22 protein-coding genes and 2 riboswitches are annotated in these 21,550 nt (G+C 48.0%); of the genes, 8 read left to right on the top strand and 14 right to left on the bottom strand.

The genetic code is table 11. From position 1 onward, the window contains the following. The first annotated feature begins 17 nt into the window (after nt 1-17). From U2H13_RS07005 to U2H13_RS06995, 3 genes are read left to right on the top strand one after another with little or no spacing between them, the layout of a single operon-like run. Nucleotides 18-617 carry an ECF transporter S component gene (locus U2H13_RS07005; RefSeq protein WP_014417560.1) on the top strand — a complete coding sequence of 200 codons (600 nt, stop codon included), beginning with the start codon at nt 18-20 and terminating at the stop codon, nt 615-617. Then, a complete protein-coding gene (locus U2H13_RS07000; RefSeq protein ID WP_289357216.1) occupies nt 604-2,241 on the top strand; it encodes an ABC transporter ATP-binding protein in 1,638 nt (545 codons plus the stop codon). Before U2H13_RS07005 ends, U2H13_RS07000 begins: the two co-directional genes overlap by 14 nt. Then, on the top strand, nt 2,216-2,977 hold the full coding sequence (locus U2H13_RS06995; RefSeq protein WP_022553447.1) for an energy-coupling factor transporter transmembrane protein EcfT: 762 nt from the start codon (nt 2,216-2,218) through the stop codon (nt 2,975-2,977). Before U2H13_RS07000 ends, U2H13_RS06995 begins: the two co-directional genes overlap by 26 nt. Nucleotides 2,978-3,022: 45 nt before the next feature. On the opposite strand, the gene U2H13_RS06990 is transcribed toward U2H13_RS06995, so the two are convergent. After that, the gene (locus U2H13_RS06990) at nt 3,023-3,856 is read right to left on the bottom strand and encodes an STAS domain-containing protein (RefSeq protein WP_110124667.1); all 834 of its coding nucleotides are present in this window, start codon (nt 3,854-3,856) and stop codon (nt 3,023-3,025) included. A gap of 219 nt (nt 3,857-4,075) precedes the next feature. Between U2H13_RS06990 and U2H13_RS06985 the strand changes: the two genes are divergently transcribed. After that, nucleotides 4,076-5,035 (top strand): S8 family peptidase, encoded by a 960-nt coding sequence (locus tag U2H13_RS06985; RefSeq protein WP_376700750.1) that lies wholly within the window; start codon nt 4,076-4,078, stop codon nt 5,033-5,035. 139 nt (nt 5,036-5,174) lie between these two features. Beyond that, a riboswitch (SAM riboswitch) is annotated at nt 5,175-5,329 on the top strand. A gap of 83 nt (nt 5,330-5,412) precedes the next feature. After that, nucleotides 5,413-7,701, top strand: coding sequence for a 5-methyltetrahydropteroyltriglutamate--homocysteine S-methyltransferase (gene metE, locus U2H13_RS06980; protein WP_103526951.1), 2,289 nt, complete (start codon nt 5,413-5,415; stop codon nt 7,699-7,701). A gap of 48 nt (nt 7,702-7,749) precedes the next feature. On the opposite strand, the gene yeiL is transcribed toward metE, so the two are convergent. Continuing rightward, the gene (gene yeiL, locus U2H13_RS06975; RefSeq protein ID WP_029973055.1) at nt 7,750-8,421 is read right to left on the bottom strand and encodes a transcriptional regulator YeiL; all 672 of its coding nucleotides are present in this window, start codon (nt 8,419-8,421) and stop codon (nt 7,750-7,752) included. 81 nt (nt 8,422-8,502) lie between these two features. Here yeiL and U2H13_RS06970 point away from each other — a divergent pair, with 81 nt between their 5' ends. Continuing rightward, nucleotides 8,503-9,687: an MFS transporter gene (locus U2H13_RS06970; RefSeq protein ID WP_103526952.1), complete on the top strand. Its 1,185-nt coding sequence runs from the start codon at nt 8,503-8,505 to the stop codon at nt 9,685-9,687. A 239-nt stretch (nt 9,688-9,926) separates the two neighbouring features. Next, complete coding sequence (locus U2H13_RS06965) at nt 9,927-11,792, top strand: hypothetical protein (RefSeq protein ID WP_103526953.1); 1,866 nt, start codon at nt 9,927-9,929, stop codon at nt 11,790-11,792. A gap of 21 nt (nt 11,793-11,813) precedes the next feature. Here U2H13_RS06965 and U2H13_RS06960 read toward each other — a convergent pair whose 3' ends face one another. The 4 genes from U2H13_RS06960 to U2H13_RS06945 form a co-directional block, all read right to left on the bottom strand. Then, entirely contained in the window at nt 11,814-12,941 is a 1,128-nt protein-coding gene (locus U2H13_RS06960; protein WP_094295707.1) for a glycosyltransferase, read from the bottom strand. A gap of 4 nt (nt 12,942-12,945) precedes the next feature. Continuing rightward, a complete protein-coding gene (locus U2H13_RS06955; protein WP_017417627.1) occupies nt 12,946-13,410 on the bottom strand; it encodes a hypothetical protein in 465 nt (154 codons plus the stop codon). 21 nt (nt 13,411-13,431) lie between these two features. Further along, complete coding sequence (locus tag U2H13_RS06950; protein ID WP_071181730.1) at nt 13,432-14,010, bottom strand: hypothetical protein; 579 nt, start codon at nt 14,008-14,010, stop codon at nt 13,432-13,434. Between the two features lie 140 nt (nt 14,011-14,150). Next, the gene (locus U2H13_RS06945; protein ID WP_003154758.1) at nt 14,151-14,561 is read right to left on the bottom strand and encodes an organic hydroperoxide resistance protein; all 411 of its coding nucleotides are present in this window, start codon (nt 14,559-14,561) and stop codon (nt 14,151-14,153) included. A 73-nt stretch (nt 14,562-14,634) separates the two neighbouring features. Here U2H13_RS06945 and U2H13_RS06940 point away from each other — a divergent pair, with 73 nt between their 5' ends. Next, a complete protein-coding gene (locus U2H13_RS06940) occupies nt 14,635-15,144 on the top strand; it encodes a MarR family winged helix-turn-helix transcriptional regulator (RefSeq protein WP_014417547.1) in 510 nt (169 codons plus the stop codon). Between the two features lie 27 nt (nt 15,145-15,171). Here U2H13_RS06940 and U2H13_RS06935 read toward each other — a convergent pair whose 3' ends face one another. From U2H13_RS06935 to U2H13_RS06900, 8 genes are all read right to left on the bottom strand, one after another. After that, the gene (locus U2H13_RS06935) at nt 15,172-15,597 is read right to left on the bottom strand and encodes an organic hydroperoxide resistance protein (protein WP_007610880.1); all 426 of its coding nucleotides are present in this window, start codon (nt 15,595-15,597) and stop codon (nt 15,172-15,174) included. Between the two features lie 113 nt (nt 15,598-15,710). Beyond that, complete coding sequence (gene proA / locus U2H13_RS06930; RefSeq protein ID WP_012117384.1) at nt 15,711-16,958, bottom strand: glutamate-5-semialdehyde dehydrogenase; 1,248 nt, start codon at nt 16,956-16,958, stop codon at nt 15,711-15,713. Continuing rightward, nucleotides 16,955-18,067, bottom strand: a complete 1,113-nt coding sequence (gene proB / locus U2H13_RS06925) for a glutamate 5-kinase (protein ID WP_021493806.1) — start codon at nt 18,065-18,067, stop codon at nt 16,955-16,957. Before proB ends, proA begins: the two co-directional genes overlap by 4 nt. Nucleotides 18,068-18,435: 368 nt before the next feature. Next, nucleotides 18,436-19,338 carry a formyltetrahydrofolate deformylase gene (gene purU, locus U2H13_RS06920; protein ID WP_003154764.1) on the bottom strand — a complete coding sequence of 301 codons (903 nt, stop codon included), beginning with the start codon at nt 19,336-19,338 and terminating at the stop codon, nt 18,436-18,438. Nucleotides 19,339-19,412: 74 nt separating this feature from the next. Next, complete coding sequence (locus U2H13_RS06915) at nt 19,413-19,727, bottom strand: multidrug efflux SMR transporter (protein WP_007407235.1); 315 nt, start codon at nt 19,725-19,727, stop codon at nt 19,413-19,415. Next, a complete protein-coding gene (locus tag U2H13_RS06910) occupies nt 19,727-20,065 on the bottom strand; it encodes a multidrug efflux SMR transporter (RefSeq protein ID WP_053285021.1) in 339 nt (112 codons plus the stop codon). Before U2H13_RS06910 ends, U2H13_RS06915 begins: the two co-directional genes overlap by 1 nt. Nucleotides 20,066-20,131: 66 nt before the next feature. Then, nucleotides 20,132-20,240, bottom strand: a riboswitch (guanidine-I (ykkC/yxkD leader). Between the two features lie 12 nt (nt 20,241-20,252). Further along, complete coding sequence (locus U2H13_RS06905) at nt 20,253-20,798, bottom strand: GNAT family N-acetyltransferase (RefSeq protein WP_205160660.1); 546 nt, start codon at nt 20,796-20,798, stop codon at nt 20,253-20,255. Between the two features lie 99 nt (nt 20,799-20,897). Then, nucleotides 20,898-21,416 (bottom strand): acyl-CoA thioesterase, encoded by a 519-nt coding sequence (locus U2H13_RS06900; protein WP_003154772.1) that lies wholly within the window; start codon nt 21,414-21,416, stop codon nt 20,898-20,900. Nucleotides 21,417-21,550: the final 134 nt, after the last annotated feature.

Here is a 21,550-nt window from a genome sequence, read left to right as displayed (position 1 = left end):
GAAAGCAGGAGATCACAATGAAAAATTGGAAAATGAGAGAAATTGTCGTCATGTCCGTCATCAGTGTTGTATTTGCTGTCATTTATTTAGTATCAACTCATGCAAGCAATATAGCGGCAGGGTTTTTCGGCCGGATGAGCTACGAACCGATTTACGGTATCTGGTTTATCGTCTCGGTAATTGCCGCGTACATTATTCAAAAACCGGGAGCGGCTCTTGTTTCTGAAATCATCGCCGCGTTTGTGGAGTGCTTACTCGGAAATCCGTCAGGACCGATGGTGATTCTGATCGGGATCGCACAGGGAATCGGTGCGGAAGCGGTCTTTTTTGCGACACGCTGGCGGATTTATACCCTGCCCGTGCTTCTTTTATCCGGTATGGGGTCTTCTGTGACGAGCTTCATTTATGACTTGTTCGTTTCCGGATACTCTGTTTTGAATCCGGGTTTATTAGCCGTCATGCTTCTTGTCCGTCTGATCTCAGGTGCGCTTCTTGCCGGCCTTCTCGGCAAAGCAATCAGTGATGCGCTGGCTTACACAGGGGTGCTGAACGGCATGGCGCTCGGAAAACAATTCAAGAAGAAAAAGAAACAGGTGAACCAAGATGCAGGCATCTGAGCCCCTTCTATCGGCCGGCTGTCTTACCTTTTCTTATGATCAGGATGAAAAGCCGATTCTTCAAAACGTGTCCTTTCAGCTCCGCAAAGGAGAGCGGGCTTTATTGCTCGGGCCGAGCGGATGCGGCAAAAGCTCGCTCGCTCTCTGTTTAACTGGTCTGTACCCGGAAGCATGCGATGGGGTTCAATCGGGAACCGTTTCTTTATACGGAACACCTCTTTCACATCTGACAGAACCCGCCGCCAGGTCCATCGGCGTCGTGTTTCAAGATCCGGACCAGCAGTTTTGCATGCTGACGGTTGAAGATGAAATCGCCTTCGGCTTGGAAAATTTGCAATATACAAAAGAAGATATGGACGCAATCATCGATGACGTTTTAGAAAAATTAGAGATCACTCATCTGAAAACGCGAACGATCGCTTCGCTGTCAGGCGGTTCAAAACAAAAAGTGGCGCTTGCCTGTATCATTGCGATGGAACCGGAACTCATTATTTTGGACGAACCGACGGCACAGCTTGATCCATATTCCGCACGTGAATTAGTGCGGCTGATCAAAGATCTTCAAGCAAAAAAAGGCTTCGGCCTTCTCGTTATCGAACATCAGCTTGATCATTGGGCGCCGTGGATGGACAGGACGATTGTCCTTGACGAAATGGGTCAGAAGGTGATGGACGGAGAGACGGACGTTATCTTTGAAACAAAGATTGAAGAGCTGATGCAGCTCGGCATTCCGATTCCGTGTGTGATCTCATTGCAGGAGCACGTCAGCATTCCTTTTACATTGTGTAAAGAAAAGCTGTTTCACGAACCTGTACCATCTCTGCCCGAACCCCGGCCCGCCGCGCTTTCGGCAGAAGACGCGCTGAACGTTCACGAGCTGTCATTCTCAAGAGGAGCAGACGTCATTTTTCAGGATGTGAGCTTTTCCGTAAAAAAAGGTTCAATCACCGCGATTGCCGGCCCTAACGGAACAGGAAAATCCACGCTCCTTTCTGCCGCGGCCAAGCTCATCCGTCCGCTGGGCGGAGACATCAAAATAGACGGCAGACCGATTGATTCCTATTCTGAAAAAGAGCTGCGGCGGCTGACCGGATATGTTTTCCAAAATCCTGAACACCAATTTGTCACAGATTCCGTCATTCAAGAGCTGATGTTCGGTTTTGAAAGCAGCAGAGCCGCAAAGGAGAAAGCTCTTCAGCTGTTAACCCGATTCGGCCTGAGACGCCATGCCTCACAGCATCCGTTTTCTTTAAGCCAAGGACAAAAACGCCGGCTCAGCGTCGCGACAATGCTTATGCACAATGTGAACGTTTTGATGCTTGATGAACCGACTTTCGGACAGGATGCCAAAACGGCGCGGGAGTGTATGCAAATGCTCCGTGAGATTCAAAAGGAAGGAACGGCTGTTTTGATGGTGACACACGATATGGAACTCGTCTCAGATTATGCCGACACGATCCTTGTGCTCTGCGGCACGAAACTGGTATTCCGGGGAACTCCCGACGCTTTATTTTCTGATAACACCGGGATCGCCGAGCAGGCGCATTTGGCTTTGCCGCTGCGGTATGAATGGATGAAACACGACAGGAGGCGGAGAAATGAACTTGCGGCTGGAGGCTGTTAACCCGTCAATAAAGGCGGCGGCTGTATTGTTATGCGTCATTATGCTGTCGTTTATTTATAATCCGTACACCCCTGCTTTGTTTTATATCATCATTGCGGGAGGCGTCCTCTCGGCGGGGCGTGTGCCGCTGAAAAAATGGCTGCTGTTCACGATTCCGTTTGTCATTCTGGCCTTCGGTTCTTTATGGACAGCCGCCGTATTCGGAAACGTCCCGACAACCGGAAGCAACCTGCTGTTTAAGCTCGGGCCGATTGCCGTCAACAGTGATAACGCGGCGCTCGGGATTTCTATCGCGTTTCGTATTTTATGTTTTTCCGCTTTGTCGATGATGTTTCTTTTCACAACCGATCCGATTCTGTTCATGCTCAGTCTGATTCAGCAGTGTAAGCTGCCGCCCAAGCTTGCATACGGCGTTATCGCGGGGTTCCGGTTTCTCCCTCTTCTGAAAGATGAAATCCTGATCATCCGGCAGGCGCACAGAATCAGGGGCGCGGCGTCTGATTCAGGGCTGAAAGGAAAGCTCTCCGCCTTCAGGCGCTTCACCATTCCGCTATTGGCAGGCGCAATCAGAAAGGCGGAACGCACGGCGATCGCGATGGAATCTAAAGGCTTTACGGGGAGCCGAAACCGCACGTTTTACAGAACTGTTACTGTGCGCCGCGCCGACTGGTGCTTTTTCCTGCTCGTGCTTCTGTTATTCGGCGCAAGCTGGCTCATTTCATTGTTGTTTGTATAAAAACAGGCCGCCGGAGTGATTCGGCAGCCTGTTTTGTTATGTATGTTATTGATGATAATTGAGAGCCTGAGCGAGATTGGACTTGATCGTAATATCTGAGAAATTAATGCCGAGCTGTACGGCGGTTTGAGCCATTTCCGGCCTGATTCCGGATAAAGTGGACGTGACGCCGATCAGGTTCAGCGCCTCAATTAATTTAAAAATCTGATGCGCCACCATCGTATCGACAACCACTACACCCGACAGGTCAATAAACAGATGTTCAATCAGCCGTTTTGCACATGTGCTCAGCGTATTTTCAAGAATGAATTTGGCGCGCTCCGTGTCAATATCGCCGACAAGCGGCAGCAGCGCCGTCCGTTTGCTCAGCGTGATAACCGGCGAGCTTAACTCCAAAATCATTTCTCTTTGCGCGTTCAGCTGCATTTTCGAGTTATGCTCGGCATGATCGACAAACGTGTAAATCGTAAAATCAAATACTCGTACAATTAAATTCTCCCATTTCTTCCTTTCTCCCTCTGCAAACGAAGATTCATGTTTATCGGCAAACGCATCATAATAACTGATGTATAGTCTCCGGTTTCTCATGAATTCACGGACCACATACTGGACGGGTGTATCCAGATGCTTCTGGTCTTTCGCGAGCTCAATCACCCACTGCTCGAACTCTTCTAAAAATTCTTTTTCCGGCATGATATACATTTTATTAATATGCCGGTAAAATTCTTTATCCTGCTCCGTCAGTTCTTCTGTGATGACAGGATTTGTCAAAGAATAAATCGAATTCGGGTCCGAATCTTCCATCGTTTCGATCCACTCTTTCGCAATTTGATCCGCTTGTTCTGAAAAATAGCTGTATAACGCTTCACTTATCTTCATATCTCTTCTCCTTTCCCATTTCCAATTATAGCGTCAGCGGGTCATGAATGAAAATGAAAGCTGTCAAACTATCCATTTATTTGAAATTTTTTAGTACGATAGATTACGCCTTTTTTATGAAAATGCTTCAAATGACTCTTTCCGACCGGCATGCTCTGCCATAAAATAGTAGCAACACCCTTGTATCCACTCGCAAGCATAAAAAAGGAGGGCTTTTTTATGAATGGTGAAATGCATTTGATTCCTTATGTCACGGATGAACAGATCATGGATGTGAACGAGCTTCCAGAGGGTATTAAAGTGATTAAGGCGCCAGAGTTGTGGGCAAAAGGGTTTAAAGGCAAGGATATTAAAATCGCGGTGCTTGACACAGGCTGCGACATCAATCATCCTGATTTGAAAGACCGGATTGTCGGCGGGAAAAACTTCACCGATGATGACGGAGGCAAAGAAGACGCGATTTCCGATTATAACGGACACGGGACACACGTTTCCGGAACGATTGCCGCCAATGATTCAAACGGCGGAATTTCGGGTGTCGCGCCGGAAGCAAGCCTCTTAATTGTTAAAGTTCTCGGCGGTCAAAACGGCAGCGGCAAATACGAATGGATCATTAACGGCATCAACTACGCCGTTGAACAAAAGGCCGATATCATTTCCATGTCACTCGGCGGGCCAAGCGATGTGCCTGAATTGAAAGAAGCCGTCGCAAATGCGGTAAAAAGAGGTGTTCTGGTCGTTTGCGCGGCAGGAAACGAAGGCGACGGAGACGAGCGTACAGAGGAACTGTCGTATCCGGCCGCTTACAACGAAGTGATCGCAGTCGGATCAGTCTCAATCGCCCGTAAATCGTCTGAATTTTCAAACGCCAATAAAGAGATTGACCTGGTGGCTCCGGGAGAAAATATTCTCTCCACCCTTCCCAACCATAAATACGGGAAGCTGACGGGCACTTCAATGGCCGCCCCGCATGTGAGCGGAGCGCTTGCCTTAATAAAAGGGCTTGAACAGGACGCGTTTCAGCGGACGCTTTCTGAGGCTGAAGTCTACGCCCAGCTCGTGCGGCGGACCCTTCCTTTGGACATCGCCAAAACATTGGCCGGGAACGGGTTTCTGTATTTAGACGCGCCTGAAGTGCTGATGGAAAGAGCCGAACAGGCACAGCTGCTGTCTTTCTGATATTTTTCTCATATAATGAATGGTCAGCTTGTCACATCACCAATTTTTAAAATGTGAGATTTTCTATTGACAGTGATCTGAATAAGCTGATAAGATAACCAACAAATGATGTAACTTTTCAAAAAAATTGAAATACTTTCTCTTATCGAGAGTTGGGCGAGGGATTGGCCTTTTGACCCCAACAGCAACCGACCGTAATTCCATTGTGAAATGGGGCGCGTGATTTTTGCGCCGAGACGACTGTCTCATAAGGCACGGTGCTAATTCCATCAGACGTGATCTGAGAGATGAGAGAGGCTTACATTTTGAAGTTAAAGCCTCTTTCTCTCATGAGAAAGGGGCTTTTTTGTTACATCTCACTTAAAGGAGGAAACTTAATGACAACAATCAAAACTTCGAACCTCGGTTTTCCGAGAATCGGCTTGAACAGAGAATGGAAAAAAGCGCTTGAGGCTTATTGGAAAGGAAACACTGACAAAGAAACGTTTCTTAAAGAACTTGACGGTTTATTCTTATCAGCTGTCAAAACACAGCTTGACCAGCATATCGATATCGTGCCGGTCTCTGATTTCACCCATTATGACCATGTGCTTGATACAGCCGTCAGCTTTAACTGGATTCCGGAAAGATTCCGCAGCATCACGGATCCCGTTGATACATACTTTGCGATTGCCCGCGGTGTAAAAGACGCCGTTTCCAGTGAAATGACGAAATGGTTTAATACCAACTACCATTACATCGTTCCTGAATATGACGAAAGCATTGAATTCCGTCTGACGAGAAACAAACAGCTTGATGACTACCGCCGGATCAAAGAAGAATTCGGAGCGGAAACGAAACCTGTCATCGTCGGTCCGTACACATTCGTCACGCTTGCGAAAGGATACGAAGAATCAGAAGCGAAAGCGATTCAAAAACGCCTTGTTCCTCTTTATGTTCAGCTGCTGAAAGAGCTTGAAGCAGAAGGCGTCAAATGGGTTCAGATTGATGAGCCTGCCCTTGTGACAGCTTCTTCTGAAGACGTCCGTGCCGCCAAAGACCTCTATGAAGCGATCACAAAAGAGCTTTCAGGACTGAATGTTCTCCTGCAGACATACTTTGATTCGGTTGATGCATATGAAGAACTCGTTTCTTATCCCGTACAGGGAATCGGGCTTGACTTTGTGCATGATAAAGGCAGAAACCTTGAGCAGCTGAAAAAGCACGGCTTCCCGAAAGATAAAGTGCTGGCAGCCGGTGTGATCGACGGGCGCAACATTTGGAAAATCGATGTTGAAGAACGCCTTGATGCAGCTCTGGATATCCTCAGCCACGCTGACGTTGAGGAATTATGGATTCAGCCTTCAAGCAGCCTTCTGCACGTGCCGGTGGCAAAACACACTGACGAGCACCTCGAAAAGGATTTGCTGAACGGCCTGTCATACGCTAAAGAAAAACTGGCGGAACTCGGCGTCTTAAAAGAAGGGCTTCTGTCCGGCAAAGCGGCCGTCAGTGAGCAGATCGAAGAGTCAAAAGCGGCACTTAAGGCTTTAAAAGCATTCGCAACAGGAGCGAACTCAGCTCAAAAAGAAGAGCTGAATCAGCTGACGGAAAAAGATTTCTCCCGTCCGGCAAGCTTTGAAGAACGATTGGCGCTGCAAAATGAATCACTCGGTCTTCCCCTTCTGCCGACGACGACAATCGGAAGCTTCCCTCAATCTGCCGAGGTGCGGAGCGCACGGCAAAAATGGCGGAAAAAAGATTGGACGGATGAACAGTACCAAGCCTTTATTAATGCGGAAACGAAGCGCTGGGTTGACATTCAGGAAGAAATCGGCTTAGACGTGCTCGTTCACGGAGAATTTGAGCGGACGGACATGGTCGAATACTTCGGTGAAAAACTGGCCGGATTCGCCTTTACGAAATATGCATGGGTGCAGTCTTACGGTTCACGCTGCGTACGTCCGCCTGTCATTTTCGGAGATGTCGAATTTATCGAACCGATGACGGTAAAAGATACGGTCTACGCCCAATCGCTGACGGAAAAACACATGAAAGGCATGCTGACGGGACCTGTCACCATCTTAAACTGGTCATTCCCGCGTGTGGATATTTCAAGAAAAGAAATCGCCTTCCAGATCGGGCTTGCCCTCAGAAAAGAAGTAAAAGCGCTTGAAGATGCCGGTATTCAGATTATCCAAGTGGATGAACCCGCGCTCCGCGAAGGACTGCCGTTAAAAACGCAGGATTGGGATGAATATTTAACTTGGGCCGCAGAAGCATTCCGATTAACGACGTCTTCTGTGCAAAATGAGACGCAGATTCATACGCATATGTGTTACAGCAACTTTGAAGATATCGTAGATACGATCAATGATCTTGACGCGGATGTCATTACAATCGAACACAGCAGAAGCCACGGAGGATTTTTAGAATACTTGAAAGAACATCCTTACGTGAAAGGCCTCGGACTCGGTGTATACGACATTCACAGCCCGCGTGTGCCGGCAACTGAAGAAATCTATCAAATTATTGATGACGCGCTTGAAGTGTGTCCGACTGACCGCTTCTGGGTAAACCCGGACTGCGGACTGAAAACAAGACAGCAGGAAGAAACCGTTGCGGCATTAAAAAATATGGTCGACGCCGCGAAACAGGCACGAAAAAAACAAGCTCAGCTTGTATAATGAAAACAGCCATCCGCAAATCGCGGGTGGCTGTTTTTTCTGGGCGTGCTACTTATTCTTCAGCGCTTCTGCAAGTTCATATAATGAATCATGCTGCTTAATTTGATAGCCCCGCCCTTCTTTTTGCAAATACCCTTTTTGGCAGAATTGCGTCAGCACATGCAAGAGATGACGGTAAGATACACCCAAATAATCACAGACCGTTACGTGCTTCTCTTTATAAACCCCTTCATAAGCCGTCTGCAAAATAAAATCAGCAAGCCGGTTTTCAAGCGGGAACGCCAGACTTTGTGAATATTTCGAAGCCATAAGCGTTGCCTTAGCACTTAAAAACTTAGCCAACTCACGCAGGAATTTCGCATCCTGCAGCAATTGCGCGCGGCAGCGGTAAATAGGCAGAGCAAAACAAACAGTCTTCGCTGAGGCTTGAATTCCTTTTGTGTAATACACTTCATGTAATAGTTCCATCTCTCCGATGTAATCATTTTTGTTGATAAAATTAATTAAAGAAACTTTCCCGTTTTGATGGGTTACATATATTTTCGCTTTTCCTTCAATCACGTAAAACAGGAAGTCAGGCCTCCTGCCCTCTTGAATCATCCATTCGTCCCGCTCATATTCGCGCACTTCCATAAACTTTTCAGCGGGGAAAGAGAATAAATGCGCGATTGAGTGTTTTTCTAACTGATGCCGCTTTTTCTCGCCTTTATAAATTTCCATCGTCCACCCCAAAAATATGAGATATCTCATATTGTCTTTATGTCTTTACATGATAACATGCCAATTAAAGGAGGAACGGGAATGAAAGCATATCGCTGGATGAGTCTGCATTTTTTTAGTTTTTTTATGACATGGGGTGTTTTTCTGCCCTATTGGACGGGATGGATGGTGCATATAAAAGGGGTTTCCGTATCCGAAGCCAGTTTCATTATGAGCCTGGGCTTGGCGGCAAGAGGGATTTCCACATTATTTTTCTTCCCTTATTTATCAGGAAAATTCAGCAGCAAAGCCTTATTAAACGGCGCCAGAATCGGGACGCTTCTCGCACTTTTATGTTATATTCCCGCTGATTCTTTTCAAAGCCTGCTTCTTGTCACATTAGTGCTGCATGTGTTTTACCCTGCTTTAATGCCTGCTTTAGACAGCGCTTGCGGCGTCCTTGTACAGCATAACGAATTAAAGGCTTATGGGACAAGCCGCCAGTGGGGGTCCGCGGGTTTTGTTTCAGCCGGCGTCATCCTGTCCGTCTTTACAGGTATATTCGGAGATCAAGCGATTTTATGGGCACTGCTTTTGGGCACCCTGATATTCGCATGCCTCAGCTTTATGCATGCGCCAGCTGTTCTTTCAAAACGGCCGGAAATAGACCGCGCAAGAAAAGAGGGTATGTTTGCCTTATTCCGCATCAAATATTTCGGTCTGGTGCTCGCAATCGTTATCTTACTGCAGGCGGCACATGCATCTTACTACAATTACGGTTATCTCTTTTTGCAGGAAATCGATGCGCCCGCATATGCCATCGGAATCATCATCAACATCGCCGTTATCGCGGAGATTATCTTCTTTGCAATCGCTGACCGATACTTTCATCAATTTACGGCAGGCTCTTTGCTCGCCCTGGCGGCGCTTGGTGCTACCGTACGCTGGATACTCGTATTTGCCTTTCCGCATGTCATCATTTTCTGTATTGCGCAGACGCTGCATGCCTGTTCATTCGCGATGGGACACTATGCATTTATGAAATACTTAATTAAGAATATTTCACCGGCGCAAATCCCGAAAGCCCAAGGCATATATTCAGCGCTTGCTCTCAGCTGGAGCACTGCGGTATTTACTATTTTCGGAGGTTTTTTATATGAAATTGAACCCCGGTATGCCTTTATCGGAATGATTGTTTGTACGATCCCATCCATGCTTCTCGCCCTTTTATACAGAAAACTCGAAATGAAAAAGAGAGTTTTTGCAGGAAACGCTCAAGATATGTAGCCATCGCTTTATAGACGATCACATGTCCCGCTGTCATTTTGACCGATTTGCGAATGCTGTGCGATGTATTTTCTCTATATTTAAAGTATTTCCTTCATATATGATGAATTTAATGCGGGAATTCGTTCAGAAACTTGGACAGAGTCAGTGAATATACTAATACAGTACTGCTTACGCTTATTTCGGGGAACTTTGTTCGTAATAAAATGATTTTCAGCCAACTCATAAGGAGGGACATTGTGTCACAGCCTAATTTGCCTAATATCACCCCTGTCGTTACACTTTCCAGAGACGATACCATTAACCTTCTTCTTTCGTCAATTGCTATGGAAGAGCTGGGAATGGCACATATTCTGAATGCGGAAGGGGAAAAAATCCAATACGCGCTCGGAACGATTCCCGGATTAACAGGGCCCCCGTCAAGTCTTGCGGATATTCTGAACTTGAATGAGAGCGTCCGGGATACGCTTGACAGCTTAATGAAACAGGAGCTTCTTCTCGGTTCAAAATTGGACAGTATCTCAAATATCCCTACACTGGCGGGACCGACTGGTGCTACGGGGCCGACGGGACCAGCCGGCGGGCCCCCAGGACCTACGGGAGCAATCGGCCCGGCCGGAGCGACGGGGCCAACCGGACCGACCGGGCCGACGGGGGTCACCGGTGCGGGTCTTCAAGGGATTGTTGCTTTTAATCCGCTGATTGCTCCCACTTATACACCCGGACAGGTTGTATTGTATAACGGAAGCTCCTATGTCGTGAACACACCTTCGCCGGCAGGGATTCCGGATACGTCTGCCGATTATACGCTTTTAGCTGCCGCAGGATCAACCGGGCCGATTGGACCAACAGGCGCTACAGGAGCCGGATTGACAGGATTGACAGCTTTTGATCCCGCTGCTGCGCCTTTTTATACAGCGGGGCAGGTTGTATTGTATGAGGGTGCTTCTTATGTCGTAAATATCAATAACCCTTCAGGCATTCCCGGGACATCGCCGGATTATACACTGCTTGCCGCCGCGGGGCCGACCGGGCCGACAGGGGTCACGGGCGCCGGACTGCAGGGCATCGTACCGTTTGATCCCCTCGCCGCCGCTGCCTATACCGCCGGACAGCCAGTTACTTTCAACGGCAGCTCTTACGTCGCAAACGTAAACAGCCCGGCGGGAACCCCTGGAGCCTCAGCTGACTATACACTTTTAGCTGCGGCGGGAATCACTGGCGCTACTGGCGGTACCGGGCCGACCGGATTTACCGGTGCTACTGGCGTTTCCGGGCCGACCGGGATCACCGGCGCTACTGGCGGTACCGGACCGACCGGAAGCACCGGCGCTACTGGCGGCACCGGACCGACCGGATTTACCGGTGCTACTGGCGTTTCCGGACCGACCGGATTTACCGGCGCTACTGGCGGCACCGGACCGACCGGAAGCACCGGCGCTACTGGCGAAATCGGACCGACCGGATTTACCGGCGCTACTGGCGGCACCGGACCGACCGGAAGCACCGGCGCTACTGGCGTTACTGGACCGACCGGAAGCACCGGCGCTATTGGCGAAACCGGACCGACCGGATTTACCGGTGCTACTGGCGTTACCGGACCGACTGGAATTACCGGCGCTACTGGCGACACCGGACCGACTGGAAGCACTGGCGCTACTGGCGGCACCGGACCGACCGGAAGCACCGGAACAAGTCTGACAGCAACTTCCGGCTATGCAAGCAATACGGGCGGCGGTGTTGTCGCAGTTATTGTCGGCGGCACGACCATTTCTTTACCGAATGAACAAAACCTTTCTGCGGATATAACGGTTAATGCCGCAAATACCGTATTCACCGTTGCTCCGGCGGGACGTTACTATATCTCCTACCATATTAATTTAACGGCCGGCTTGCTTGTAAGTTCGCGTATTTTAATCAACGGCACTCCTCCTGCAAGTTCGATTATCGCCCCGGTCGCGTCTTTGGCAAACTTTAATAACTCCTTTATTGTGACTTTGCCAGCAGGCAGCACCATCCAGCTTCAGCTGTTCGGATTATTGGGTGCGGCCACATTGCTTGGAGGAAGCGTCGGTGCAGCTTTAAACATTATTCGATTATCTTAATGAAACATGCAAAAAAAAGGATCAGGCGTTTGTCCGCTGATCCTTTTTTAATTGAGACAGAAGCTCTTGCGCGGGTTTAAATTGAGGATTGAACTTCACGGATTTTTTGGCGTAAGCGATGGCCGTCATATCATGGTTTAATTCAGCATGGCATTTTGCCATATAATAAAAAGCTCTGAAATCGGCGGCACCTTTTAAAATTAAGTGATCAGCGTTTTCTCCTTCAACCTGCGTTCCGTTTTCAAATGCTTTGATTGCCGCTCTGTACTTTTCCAAATGATATAATACAAGGCCTTTATAATAATGAAGATTGCTGTAATCAGGATATAGCTTGAGCACTTTTTCAATCCCTTGTTCGGCTTCTTCATACCGTTTGAGCTCAAGCAATATTGTATATTTCAAATAATACAGGAGAGACGGAGGCATTCGTTTTTCGCTTAAAAATTGAAAAATTGAGCCGTTGACAAGATGTAATGCTTTTTCATAGTCTTTTATTCTGTAGCATTCACTTGCCAAATGATAGACAAGCCACGGATCAGGATTTTCCTCTGAAAGCTCTTCATTTAAAATGCTGATATTCCGTTTATGTTTTTGCTTGATCTTTTCTTCCTGCTCCAAGTAGCCGTAGTGATGAATCACACATGGGAGCGTGAAAAAAGCATTGTTTTCTTCCTCATTGGGAGCCGAGATATTCTCGTGAATTCTGCCTTGATACAGAAGGCCTTTATGATTGCGGAACAGTCTCGGCTGCATACTTTCAAACGCTTCGTTTTCATCGAGCTGCTTCCCCGTATAATTGATGATTTTCAAAAGACCCCGGCTCGGTAATCCGTCATGAAGCAGCGAAGTTAAAAAGCGGCCCGTCTCCTGATCGAGCTCTTCATCCGCGTCAAGCATTAAAATCCAATCTCCTTCGGCATGCTGCAGGGCGTAATTTCTGGCCTTTGCGAAATCATTCTCCCATTCGAAATCAAACACTCTTGCCTGAAAGCTTTTGCAGATATCTTTTGTATTATCTTGTGATCCGGTGTCTGCGATGACGATCTCATCAACGATGTCTTGTACACTTGATAAACAACGGGAGATGTATCTCTCCTCGTTTTTCACAATCATGCAAAGAGTCAGTTTACATTCAGCATTTCCGCTCATTTTCTCACCTTTCCCGATTTTGGAGTTGTTGATTGAACCAAGGCCGTTCAGGAGTGCCGTTCATCGTTATGATGACAGGCCGCACCCATCTGACGGCAGGTTCGGCAGTTGATTCTGCATCCCATTCCTGAAGCTGCCTGACAGCCCGCTTCGTAATGGGATGCGCCCGGAATTCGCGCGGGCTTTCAAAAATGAATTTTTTCGTTCGTTCCGTAACTGTCTTCATTTCATGAAAGTGCCGCTCATACATCTGCTTCTGCTCTTCTTCCAGGCTGACCATTAAAAACAGACGGCCGCCAGTTTCCATCTGCCAGCGGCACAATGCGGAGAACAGCCTGATTTCTTCTTTGTAATCTGAATCCCTTCTTTTATCCACGGTCACAGATAATATATTTAACAGCGCAATCGTGAGGCAATGCATGGCTTCAAAAGATGTCTGTTTCGCTTTTGAGATGCTTGGATACGGCATATGCTTCACCCGTCTCTTTTTTTATGAACGCTCCCCGCCTTTTTTCTTCCAACCGCAGTCCTCACAATCCCCGCACTCACAGCAGCCAATGCGGCCGTAAAACAGGCCGTCACACGGATCTTCAGGATGCGGATTCGGAAAGCACGGGTCGCATGGATCTTCCGGATCATCCGGATCACTGGGATCGTCCGGATTCCACGGGTCATCAGGATCGCCCGGATCACTCGGATTACTTGGGTCGTCCGGATTCCATGGGTCATCAGGATCGCCCGGATTACTCGGATTGCTTGGGTCGTCCGGGTCCATACAGGCTTCAGAATCCTGTAAGAAGATAATGTCCTCAAGCTTCGTCTGCAAAAGGAGTTGTGATTTCATGACGGTGCGCAGGAGCCGTTCAGTGCTTCTATTGATTGATGACAATTCCTCCAAGGAGGGATCGCCGGAAGCGCCGAGAAACATTTGAATCCTTTCCGCTTCCGCCTGCAGAATATGGGATAGTCCGATTTCTTCCATAGCCACGGATGAAAGAAGGAGGTTCAGGGTCTCACATCTGGAGAGTGTAATGTCGGGGGTGATGTTCGGTATGTTTGGAAGAGACATCGATTTCTCCCTCTTTTCTCTTGGTGTCATTATGCAAAAGTGTTATATCGTATTCTTATTCCGGGAGAGAAGAGATCATTACTGATGTTTTCGTTAATAAAATATCCCGGATATAAAATCCGGGATATTCGTTCGTTGATTTATTTTAATTCAAGTTTGACGTCTACATTTCCTCTTGTTGCTTTTGAATACGGACAGAACTCGTGAGCGGCGTGCACTAGCTTCTCCGCCGTTTCTTTGTCAAGATCTTTTGTATCAATGACGAGCGTTACGCCGATTTTGTAACCTCCGTCACTCTCATCTTTTAAAAGGCTGACCTGTCCTTCAATTTCAGAGGTCATGTCGATTTTTTGTTTTTGGGCGGCGAGCTCAAGCGCTCCCCCGAAGCAGGCAGCATACCCTGCCGCAAAGAGCTGTTCAGGGTTTGTGCCGGTTTCTCCGTCTTTTTTTGCATTCGGCATGATGATGTCAAAATCCAGCACCCCGTCTTCGGATTTAATATGTCCTGCTCGTCCGCCGACTGCGGTCGCTTTTGAAGTAAATAATGCCATTATTATCAGCCTCCTCATTGTACTTACTGTATATATTGCCCCTGCTCATATTTTTAAACATGAGGAATAGGAAATGGACCGTTTTTCGGCTACAATAGGGGTAACGTTAACAAACAAAGAGTTGGTGAAAGAAGTAATGGCAGAAAAAGATTTTGAACATATGAAACTGGAGAATCAGCTTTGTTTTTTGCTGTACGCAAGCTCAAGGGAAATGACGAAACGGTACAAACCGCTACTTGATAAGCTCAACGTAACTTATCCCCAGTATTTGGCACTGCTTTTATTATGGGAGCACGAAGAACTGAATGTGAAACGGATGGGTGAGCTTTTGTACCTGGATTCCGGAACGCTGACACCGATGCTGAAACGGATGGAGCAGCACGGAATCATCATGAGAAAGCGGTCGGCTGAAGACGAGCGATCCGTGACGATCAGGCTCACAGATGAAGGACGGGCCTTGCAGAAAACAGCGGCGGATATTCCCATTGCCATGCTGGAACAGACGGGACGGTCAAAAGAGGAATTAAAGCAGTTAAAGCAGTCGCTTTATGAGGTTTTGAATACGCTGCACGGCAAAAAATAAGGATGCCCCGAATGGGCATCCTTATTTTTATTCTGCTGCCAGAAGCTTCACTTCAATATTTCCCGCTGTCGCTTTTGAATACGGGCAGACACCGTGCGCTTTTTGAATAAGGGCTTCAAGCTCCTGTTTATCAATGCCGGATGCTTTGACCTCAAGCGTAACGCCTAGTTTATATCCTTGGTCTGCTTCATCTTTCAGCAGACTGACATGCGCAGTGACCTCTGTTTCAATACTCAGACGCTCTTTTCTCGCTACGAGCTGAAGAGCGCTGTCAAAGCAGGCTGAATATCCTGCGGCAAACAGCTGCTCAGGGTTTGTGGCATGTTCGAGCTTTTTTGCTCTTGGCGTTCCCGGCATGGCAACATCAAGATTCAGCACTCCGTCAGAAGACGTGACTTTCCCTTCACGTCCGCCGGCGGCTGATACGGTTGCAGTAAATAATGGTTTTGTCATGTGAATTCACCTCTATTATATTGTGTGCAATTTAATCTTACACAATATAATAGAAACTGTCAATCTTTCCGCATAAAAAAAGCCTACCCTTTTTGAAGGATAAGCTTAAAAGATTATACGCGGATTTGTCCGTTTCCTTTGATGATGATTTTTGTAGATGTTAACGCCGGAAGCCCCATTGGCCCTCTCGCGTGAAGCTTTTGCGTGCTGATGCCGATTTCGGCTCCGTATCCGAATTCAAAACCGTCCGTAAACCGGGTTGAAGCATTATGATACACGGCGGCGGCGTCAACGGCGGTCTGGAAGTAAGCCGCATGCTCGGCGTTCTCCGTCAGAATGGCTTCTGAATGGTTTGTGCCGTACTGCTGAATGTGGCGGACCGCCTCCTGTACGTCCTGCACCGTTTTCACACTGAGAATCGGCGCCAGGTACTCCGCTCCCCAATCGGCTTCTTCTGCTTGTTTCGCTTGAGGCTCCAGTCTGCAAATCACCTGGTCTCCTCGGAGCTCCACCCCTTTTTCTGTCAGCTGATTCAGCAGCTTTCGTCCGTGTTCTTCGGCCCATTTTTCATGAATCAAAAGAGATTCAATCGCGTTGCAGACCGAAGGACGCTGTGTTTTGGCATTGATGACGACCTCGCTTGCCATTTGAGGATCTGCTGACTCATCTATGTACACGTGGCAATTGCCCGCTCCGGTTTCTAAAACGGGTACGGTTGATTCCCTGACCACAAGATCAATTAAATTTTTACCGCCGCGCGGGATCAATACATCCAGCCCGTCATTTAATGTAAAGAGCTGTTTGGCGGTTTCTTTGCTTGTATCTTCTATGAGCTGAACGGCATCAATCGGAAGCTTTGACAGCCCCAGTGCGCGTTTCATCACACTGACAAGCGCTATGTTGCTGTGGATGGCGGAAGAACTTCCTCTGAGCACAACCGCGTTTCCGGTTTTCAGGCAGAGTGTGGCCGCGTCTACGGTAACGTTCGGTCTGGCCTCATAGATCATGCCCACTACTCCGAGGGGCACGCGGATTTTTTCAATAGATAATCCATTCTCTTTTTGAATGGTCTCCAGCGATTCACCGACGGGATCTTCAAGACCGATTAATAGTTCCACGGCGTCCGCGATATCGAGCAGGCGTTTTTCATCAAGAGTCAGCCTGTCAATAATGTCAGGTGTCAGTCCTCTGTTCCGTCCCGCTTCAATATCTTTCTGATTCTCTGTTAAAATCAGCCGGCGTTCATTTCTGAGTCCGTCTGCAATACATTGGAGCGCTTCGTTTTTTTCAGCCGTCGTTTTCATGACCATTTCGGCAGCCGCTTCTTTTGCCAAAGCCGCTTTTTGCAATACTTCACTCATTTGTGTTCCCCCTCGTCAAATAAATTCACCCAATCATCTCTGTGAATCACTTCCACCTGCTTCGTTCCTGAAAGCTGGTCGCTCCGCTTCCCTTTGGCTTCTAAAATTTCATCGGATGAGTACTGCGTCTGCCCTTTGCCGATAATGCCGCCGGGCCCTCTGACTTCCACTACAGCCCCTTTCGGAAAACTGCCGCAGACATCGGCGACACCGGCCGGGAGGAGACTTGACCCGTTATGGATCATCGCCTGCTCCGCTCCCCCATCAATGATGATTTCCCCTGATATCGGAGAATGAAACATGATCCATTGCCGTGTATTATTCACTGAGGACAGGTCTTTATCGCCGATATAAGTGCCGTCGCCTTTTCCGTCTAAAATTCCCATCAGTTTTTCCCGTCCGGAGCCGGTTCCGATAAATACCTTCACCCCGAGCGACAATGCGGTCTGGGCGGCGAGAAGTTTTGACTTCATGCCTCCGGTGCCGACCTTTGAGCCTGCTGATCCGGCATACCCGAGCAATTCTGGCGTAATGTCATTCAGATAGTCGAACCGATTTGCGTCCGGGTTTTCATTCGGATTGGCATCGTACAGCCCGTTAATGTCTGTGAGAATCATTAATTGGTCTGCATGAATCAACCCGCTTACAAGCGCCGACAGCATGTCGTTATCACCGAACGTCAGCTCTTCGACTGATGTGGAATCATTCTCATTAATAATCGGCACGACTCCCCGCTCCAACAGTTCCATTACAGTGGCATAGGCATTTCTGTACCGCTCTCTTTTTGAGAAATCATTTCTTGTTAATAAAATTTGTGCCGGCGTCAGACCGTATCTTTTTAAATGGTTCATATATTGCTGCATTAAAAGCGTCTGGCCGACTGCGGCAGCTGCCTGCTTCCCTTTTATCGTAACGGGTCGCGACGGATAGCCGAGAGCGGAAAAACCCGCTGCCACCGCGCCTGAGGTAATGAGGATCACTTCATGCCCGTTTTCTTTTAATAAAGAAATGGCTTCCGTATGTTCCTTGATTTTTGCTTCATCAATACTTCCGTTACTGTTGGTGAGCGAGCTGCTCCCGATTTTCACAACAATTCTTTGTTTTTTCATCATTTCTCCTCCGTGGCAATCAATCCAAACCGGCTCTCGTCAATAAAAAAAGCCCATTCCGTCCTGAAAAATAAGGACGAAATGGGCTTTCCGTGGTACCACCTTGTTTGAACGCGTTTTTCACGCGTCCCGCTTTCCTGTAACGCCAGGTTATCGCGCCTGAGTTTTCCCCTCAGGACTCCAAGGCAGGTTCGGCAGGTTTCATGCGGCAAAATGTTTCAGCGGGTCATTTTGCTCTCTGTCACAGAAAGTTCTGCGTACTGATCCTCTTCAACGCTCAATGATTTTTTTATATTATGCAAAGAAAACAGGTTCTTGTCAAGACATTTTCATCCATAAAAAACAGTCCGCCTCCCCGCGGACCGTCATTAATTAAATACGATCGTTTTGTTTCCGTGAACGATGACGCGGTCTTCCAGATGCCATTTTACGGCTCTTGCCAACACGCTCCGCTCAATCGTTCTGCCGATATTCTTCAGATCCTCTGCGTGATCTCTGTGATCGACGCGTTCAATATCCTGTTCAATAATCGGCCCTTCGTCAAGATCGTCCGTCACATAGTGAGAAGTCGCGCCGATTAATTTCACTCCGCGCTCATAAGCCCGTTTATACGGATTAGCGCCGATAAAGGCCGGCAGAAATGAATGGTGGATGTTAATAATCCGATTCGGATGGGCAGATACAAAATCAGACGTCAAAATCTGCATGTATCGGGCAAGAACGATCACATCAATCTTATACTGCTCCAGCAGCTCAAGCTGGCGCCGCTCCACTTCGGCGCGGATGTCTTTGTTAGCTTTCATGTAATGGAACGGAATATTCAGCGGTTCGACCACTTCTTTGGCCTCTTCGTGGTTGCTGATGACGACCGCAATTTCGGCCATCATATTGCCGCTTTGCCATTCCCAAATCAGTTCATGAAGGCAGTGCAGCTCCTTCGATACAAAGATCGCCACTCGCTTCAGCTCACTTGCCAGAGACAGGCTCCATGTCATGCCGAATGTCTGGGCGATTGAGGCGAACGCCTGCTGTAAGTCCTCTTTTTTCTCACGAATGCCCTTACAGTCGAATTCGATCCTAAGAAAAAACCGTCCGCCTTCAGGGTCAGTCGTGTATTGATTTGATTCAATAATGTTTGCGCCATGTTCAAACAAAAACGCCGACACGGCCGATACAATTCCCGGCTGGTCGGGGCAGCTGACAAGCAGGCGCCCTTTTTCCTCATTCCCGCGGCGGTATTCTTTCAGCCGCTGTGTCATATATGAATTCATCTGTTTTAATCCCTCGTATCTTCATAATTCGTAACTTACTAATAGATTATACTGAAGATTTGATAAAAATCAATTTACGAAAGAATTTTCAGCCCTACGGCAGCGCATAAAATAAGCGCAATGAAAAAGATGCGCTTCGCATCCTTCTGCTCGCCGTAGAAAAGAATGCCGGCTAATGCGCCGCCCGCTGTGCCGATACCGGTCCAGATCGCATAGGCCGTGCCCATCGCGATCGTCTCCATCGCATAAGAAAGCAGGGAAAAAGAAGCCGCAAATCCGGCGATAATGAAAAGAATCCATTTGACTTTCTTTTCTTTTTGAAATTGATTCATTAAAATGACCCCGAGCATTTCACAAAGACCCGCGGCTATCAGGCTGATCCAATGCATTACGCCTTCTCCTCCTTCGTCTCAGGCTTATCCTGTGTGACCAGCTTTAATCCGATGACACCGATCAGCAAAACGCCGATCAGCACGATTTTCACCGGATCGGCCTGTTCTTTGAAAAGCAGGATTTCACTGAGCACGGTGCCCGCTGTCCCGAGTCCGGTAAAGACCGCGTATACCGTTCCTACGGGCAGGCTGTCTGTCGCCTTGATTAATAGATAAAAACTGATGATGATTCCCATAATCGTGCCGCTCCACGCCAGTGCTGAATCAGCATGTTTCAGGCCGGTGACCCATACCACTTCAAATACGGCCGCTATGACCACTAAACCCCATTTCATGTTCTTCACCCTTTCTGTATCCGGACAATACAAAAAAGCCCGGATAGTCGTCTCTCATGAGATTGACTCTCCCGGGCTTTTTTCCCTCCGTGTGCATATGCGGGATATGTCCGCATATGTGTTTTCTCTCGGACCAGGCCATGTATGAACATGCGGAACCCTAGAAAACATGTCTGTTCGTATCATACTACATTTCGCCGAAACGTTCAACGTCAGATGTGATGTCAAAAACCGTCAGCTGCCTCTCCCATTTGGTAACGGTCTCACCGGGCACCATGCCGATTTTTTCCGCGACACGGACGGAGGCAGCGTTTTCCGGATCAATCAGCGCCGCTATGCGTCCGTATTGCTGCATATGAAAACCGTAGTCCAGACAGGCGTTCGCCGCCTCTGTCGCATAGCCGCAGCCCCAGTGGCGGCGGGCAAACATATAGCCGATTTCCATCAAAGTGTTTCCGTTTACCGTCTGCGGAACGATTCCGCATTGACCGAGAAATGCGCCCGTCTCTTTATCCTCTGCGATCCAAAGACTGACGCCGTATCCTGTGGTCAATCGTTTGTTCCAGGCAATCCATTCCTTCGTTTCCCGTCTGCTTTTGAGAGAAGGATAATATTTCATGACCTCTCTGTCGGTAAACAGCCCGTACAAATTTTCTTCATCGTCATCCCGCATAGTCCGCAGACGGATACGCCCGGTTGTCAGGATGGTGCCGGAAGACTTATGTTTCATCATGCACGCCACGTCTCCTTTCCCTGTTATAGATTATGGATCCGGCAGGAAAAGTCCTTTCTCAGCATAAAAAAACCGCTTTTTAAAAAAGCGGTTTGACGATTACCAAGGTTTATCTGTTCCGAGCGCCTCGGCCAGGGCTTTGCTGTGTTTTAAGCGGTTTTTTCGTTCTCCGGCGCGCTGAACGGCCGTATTGTGAAGCATGATTTCTTCCTCGGTTTCCGGCACGATCCGCGGAACGGGTACCGATTTCCCGTTTGAATCAAGCGCGACAAAGGTCAGAAACGACGTTGCCGCAAGCTCGCGTTCGCCCGTCATCAGATGCTCTTTAATGACTTTGACAAACACCTCCATAGACGATGTGCCGACCCATGTGACGTAAGATTCAAGGCATACGGAATCCTGTTGGCCGATGGGGCGCAAAAAATCTACAGAATCCATTGAAGCCGTGACTGTTTCACACCGGCAGTGGCGGGCCGCGGAAATTGAAGCGATATCATCAATGTAGCTCATCAGCTTTCCGCCAAACAGCGTATTGTGATTATTCGTATCAAGCGGAAAAACCCTGCTTGTTTTAACAACCCTTGTTTCTTTGCAAAATCTTGATTCTGGCAACTTCATATTATTTAAACTCCCCTTTGGTGTCTGGTCGTTTTGACTCATTCATCTGTACCCTATTAAACAATACTTTGACCGTTTTGTCTAAAATTTTAAATATTAAGTTGGTTAGATATTCTCTCAGAAATGTTTCATTA

It is taken from the genome of Bacillus sp. A1, from assembly GCF_042296235.1.
GTDB lineage: Bacteria > Bacillota > Bacilli > Bacillales > Bacillaceae > Bacillus > Bacillus velezensis.
Note: the sequence above shows the minus strand (reverse complement) of the source record. Positions and strands in the feature narration are given on the sequence as shown.

What these genes read in the sequence shown, in the direction of transcription:
- U2H13_RS07005 (WP_014417560.1), top strand. Translation starts at nt 18, where the DNA reads ATGAAAAATTGGAAAATGAGAGAAATTGTCGTCATGTCCGTCATCAGT.
- U2H13_RS07000 (WP_289357216.1), top strand. Translation starts at nt 604, where the DNA reads ATGCAGGCATCTGAGCCCCTTCTATCGGCCGGCTGTCTTACCTTTTCT.
- U2H13_RS06995 (WP_022553447.1), top strand. Translation starts at nt 2,216, where the DNA reads ATGAACTTGCGGCTGGAGGCTGTTAACCCGTCAATAAAGGCGGCGGCT.
- U2H13_RS06990 (WP_110124667.1), bottom strand. Translation starts at nt 3,856, where the DNA reads ATGAAGATAAGTGAAGCGTTATACAGCTATTTTTCAGAACAAGCGGAT.
- U2H13_RS06985 (WP_376700750.1), top strand. Translation starts at nt 4,076, where the DNA reads ATGAATGGTGAAATGCATTTGATTCCTTATGTCACGGATGAACAGATC.
- metE (WP_103526951.1), top strand. Translation starts at nt 5,413, where the DNA reads ATGACAACAATCAAAACTTCGAACCTCGGTTTTCCGAGAATCGGCTTG.
- yeiL (WP_029973055.1), bottom strand. Translation starts at nt 8,421, where the DNA reads ATGGAAATTTATAAAGGCGAGAAAAAGCGGCATCAGTTAGAAAAACAC.
- U2H13_RS06970 (WP_103526952.1), top strand. Translation starts at nt 8,503, where the DNA reads ATGAAAGCATATCGCTGGATGAGTCTGCATTTTTTTAGTTTTTTTATG.
- U2H13_RS06960 (WP_094295707.1), bottom strand. Translation starts at nt 12,941, where the DNA reads ATGAGCGGAAATGCTGAATGTAAACTGACTCTTTGCATGATTGTGAAA.
- U2H13_RS06955 (WP_017417627.1), bottom strand. Translation starts at nt 13,410, where the DNA reads ATGCCGTATCCAAGCATCTCAAAAGCGAAACAGACATCTTTTGAAGCC.
- U2H13_RS06950 (WP_071181730.1), bottom strand. Translation starts at nt 14,010, where the DNA reads ATGTCTCTTCCAAACATACCGAACATCACCCCCGACATTACACTCTCC.
- U2H13_RS06945 (WP_003154758.1), bottom strand. Translation starts at nt 14,561, where the DNA reads ATGGCATTATTTACTTCAAAAGCGACCGCAGTCGGCGGACGAGCAGGA.
- U2H13_RS06940 (WP_014417547.1), top strand. Translation starts at nt 14,635, where the DNA reads ATGGACCGTTTTTCGGCTACAATAGGGGTAACGTTAACAAACAAAGAG.
- U2H13_RS06935 (WP_007610880.1), bottom strand. Translation starts at nt 15,597, where the DNA reads ATGACAAAACCATTATTTACTGCAACCGTATCAGCCGCCGGCGGACGT.
- proA (WP_012117384.1), bottom strand. Translation starts at nt 16,958, where the DNA reads ATGAGTGAAGTATTGCAAAAAGCGGCTTTGGCAAAAGAAGCGGCTGCC.
- proB (WP_021493806.1), bottom strand. Translation starts at nt 18,067, where the DNA reads ATGAAAAAACAAAGAATTGTTGTGAAAATCGGGAGCAGCTCGCTCACC.
- purU (WP_003154764.1), bottom strand. Translation starts at nt 19,338, where the DNA reads ATGAATTCATATATGACACAGCGGCTGAAAGAATACCGCCGCGGGAAT.
- U2H13_RS06915 (WP_007407235.1), bottom strand. Translation starts at nt 19,727, where the DNA reads ATGCATTGGATCAGCCTGATAGCCGCGGGTCTTTGTGAAATGCTCGGG.
- U2H13_RS06910 (WP_053285021.1), bottom strand. Translation starts at nt 20,065, where the DNA reads ATGAAATGGGGTTTAGTGGTCATAGCGGCCGTATTTGAAGTGGTATGG.
- U2H13_RS06905 (WP_205160660.1), bottom strand. Translation starts at nt 20,798, where the DNA reads ATGATGAAACATAAGTCTTCCGGCACCATCCTGACAACCGGGCGTATC.
- U2H13_RS06900 (WP_003154772.1), bottom strand. Translation starts at nt 21,416, where the DNA reads ATGAAGTTGCCAGAATCAAGATTTTGCAAAGAAACAAGGGTTGTTAAA.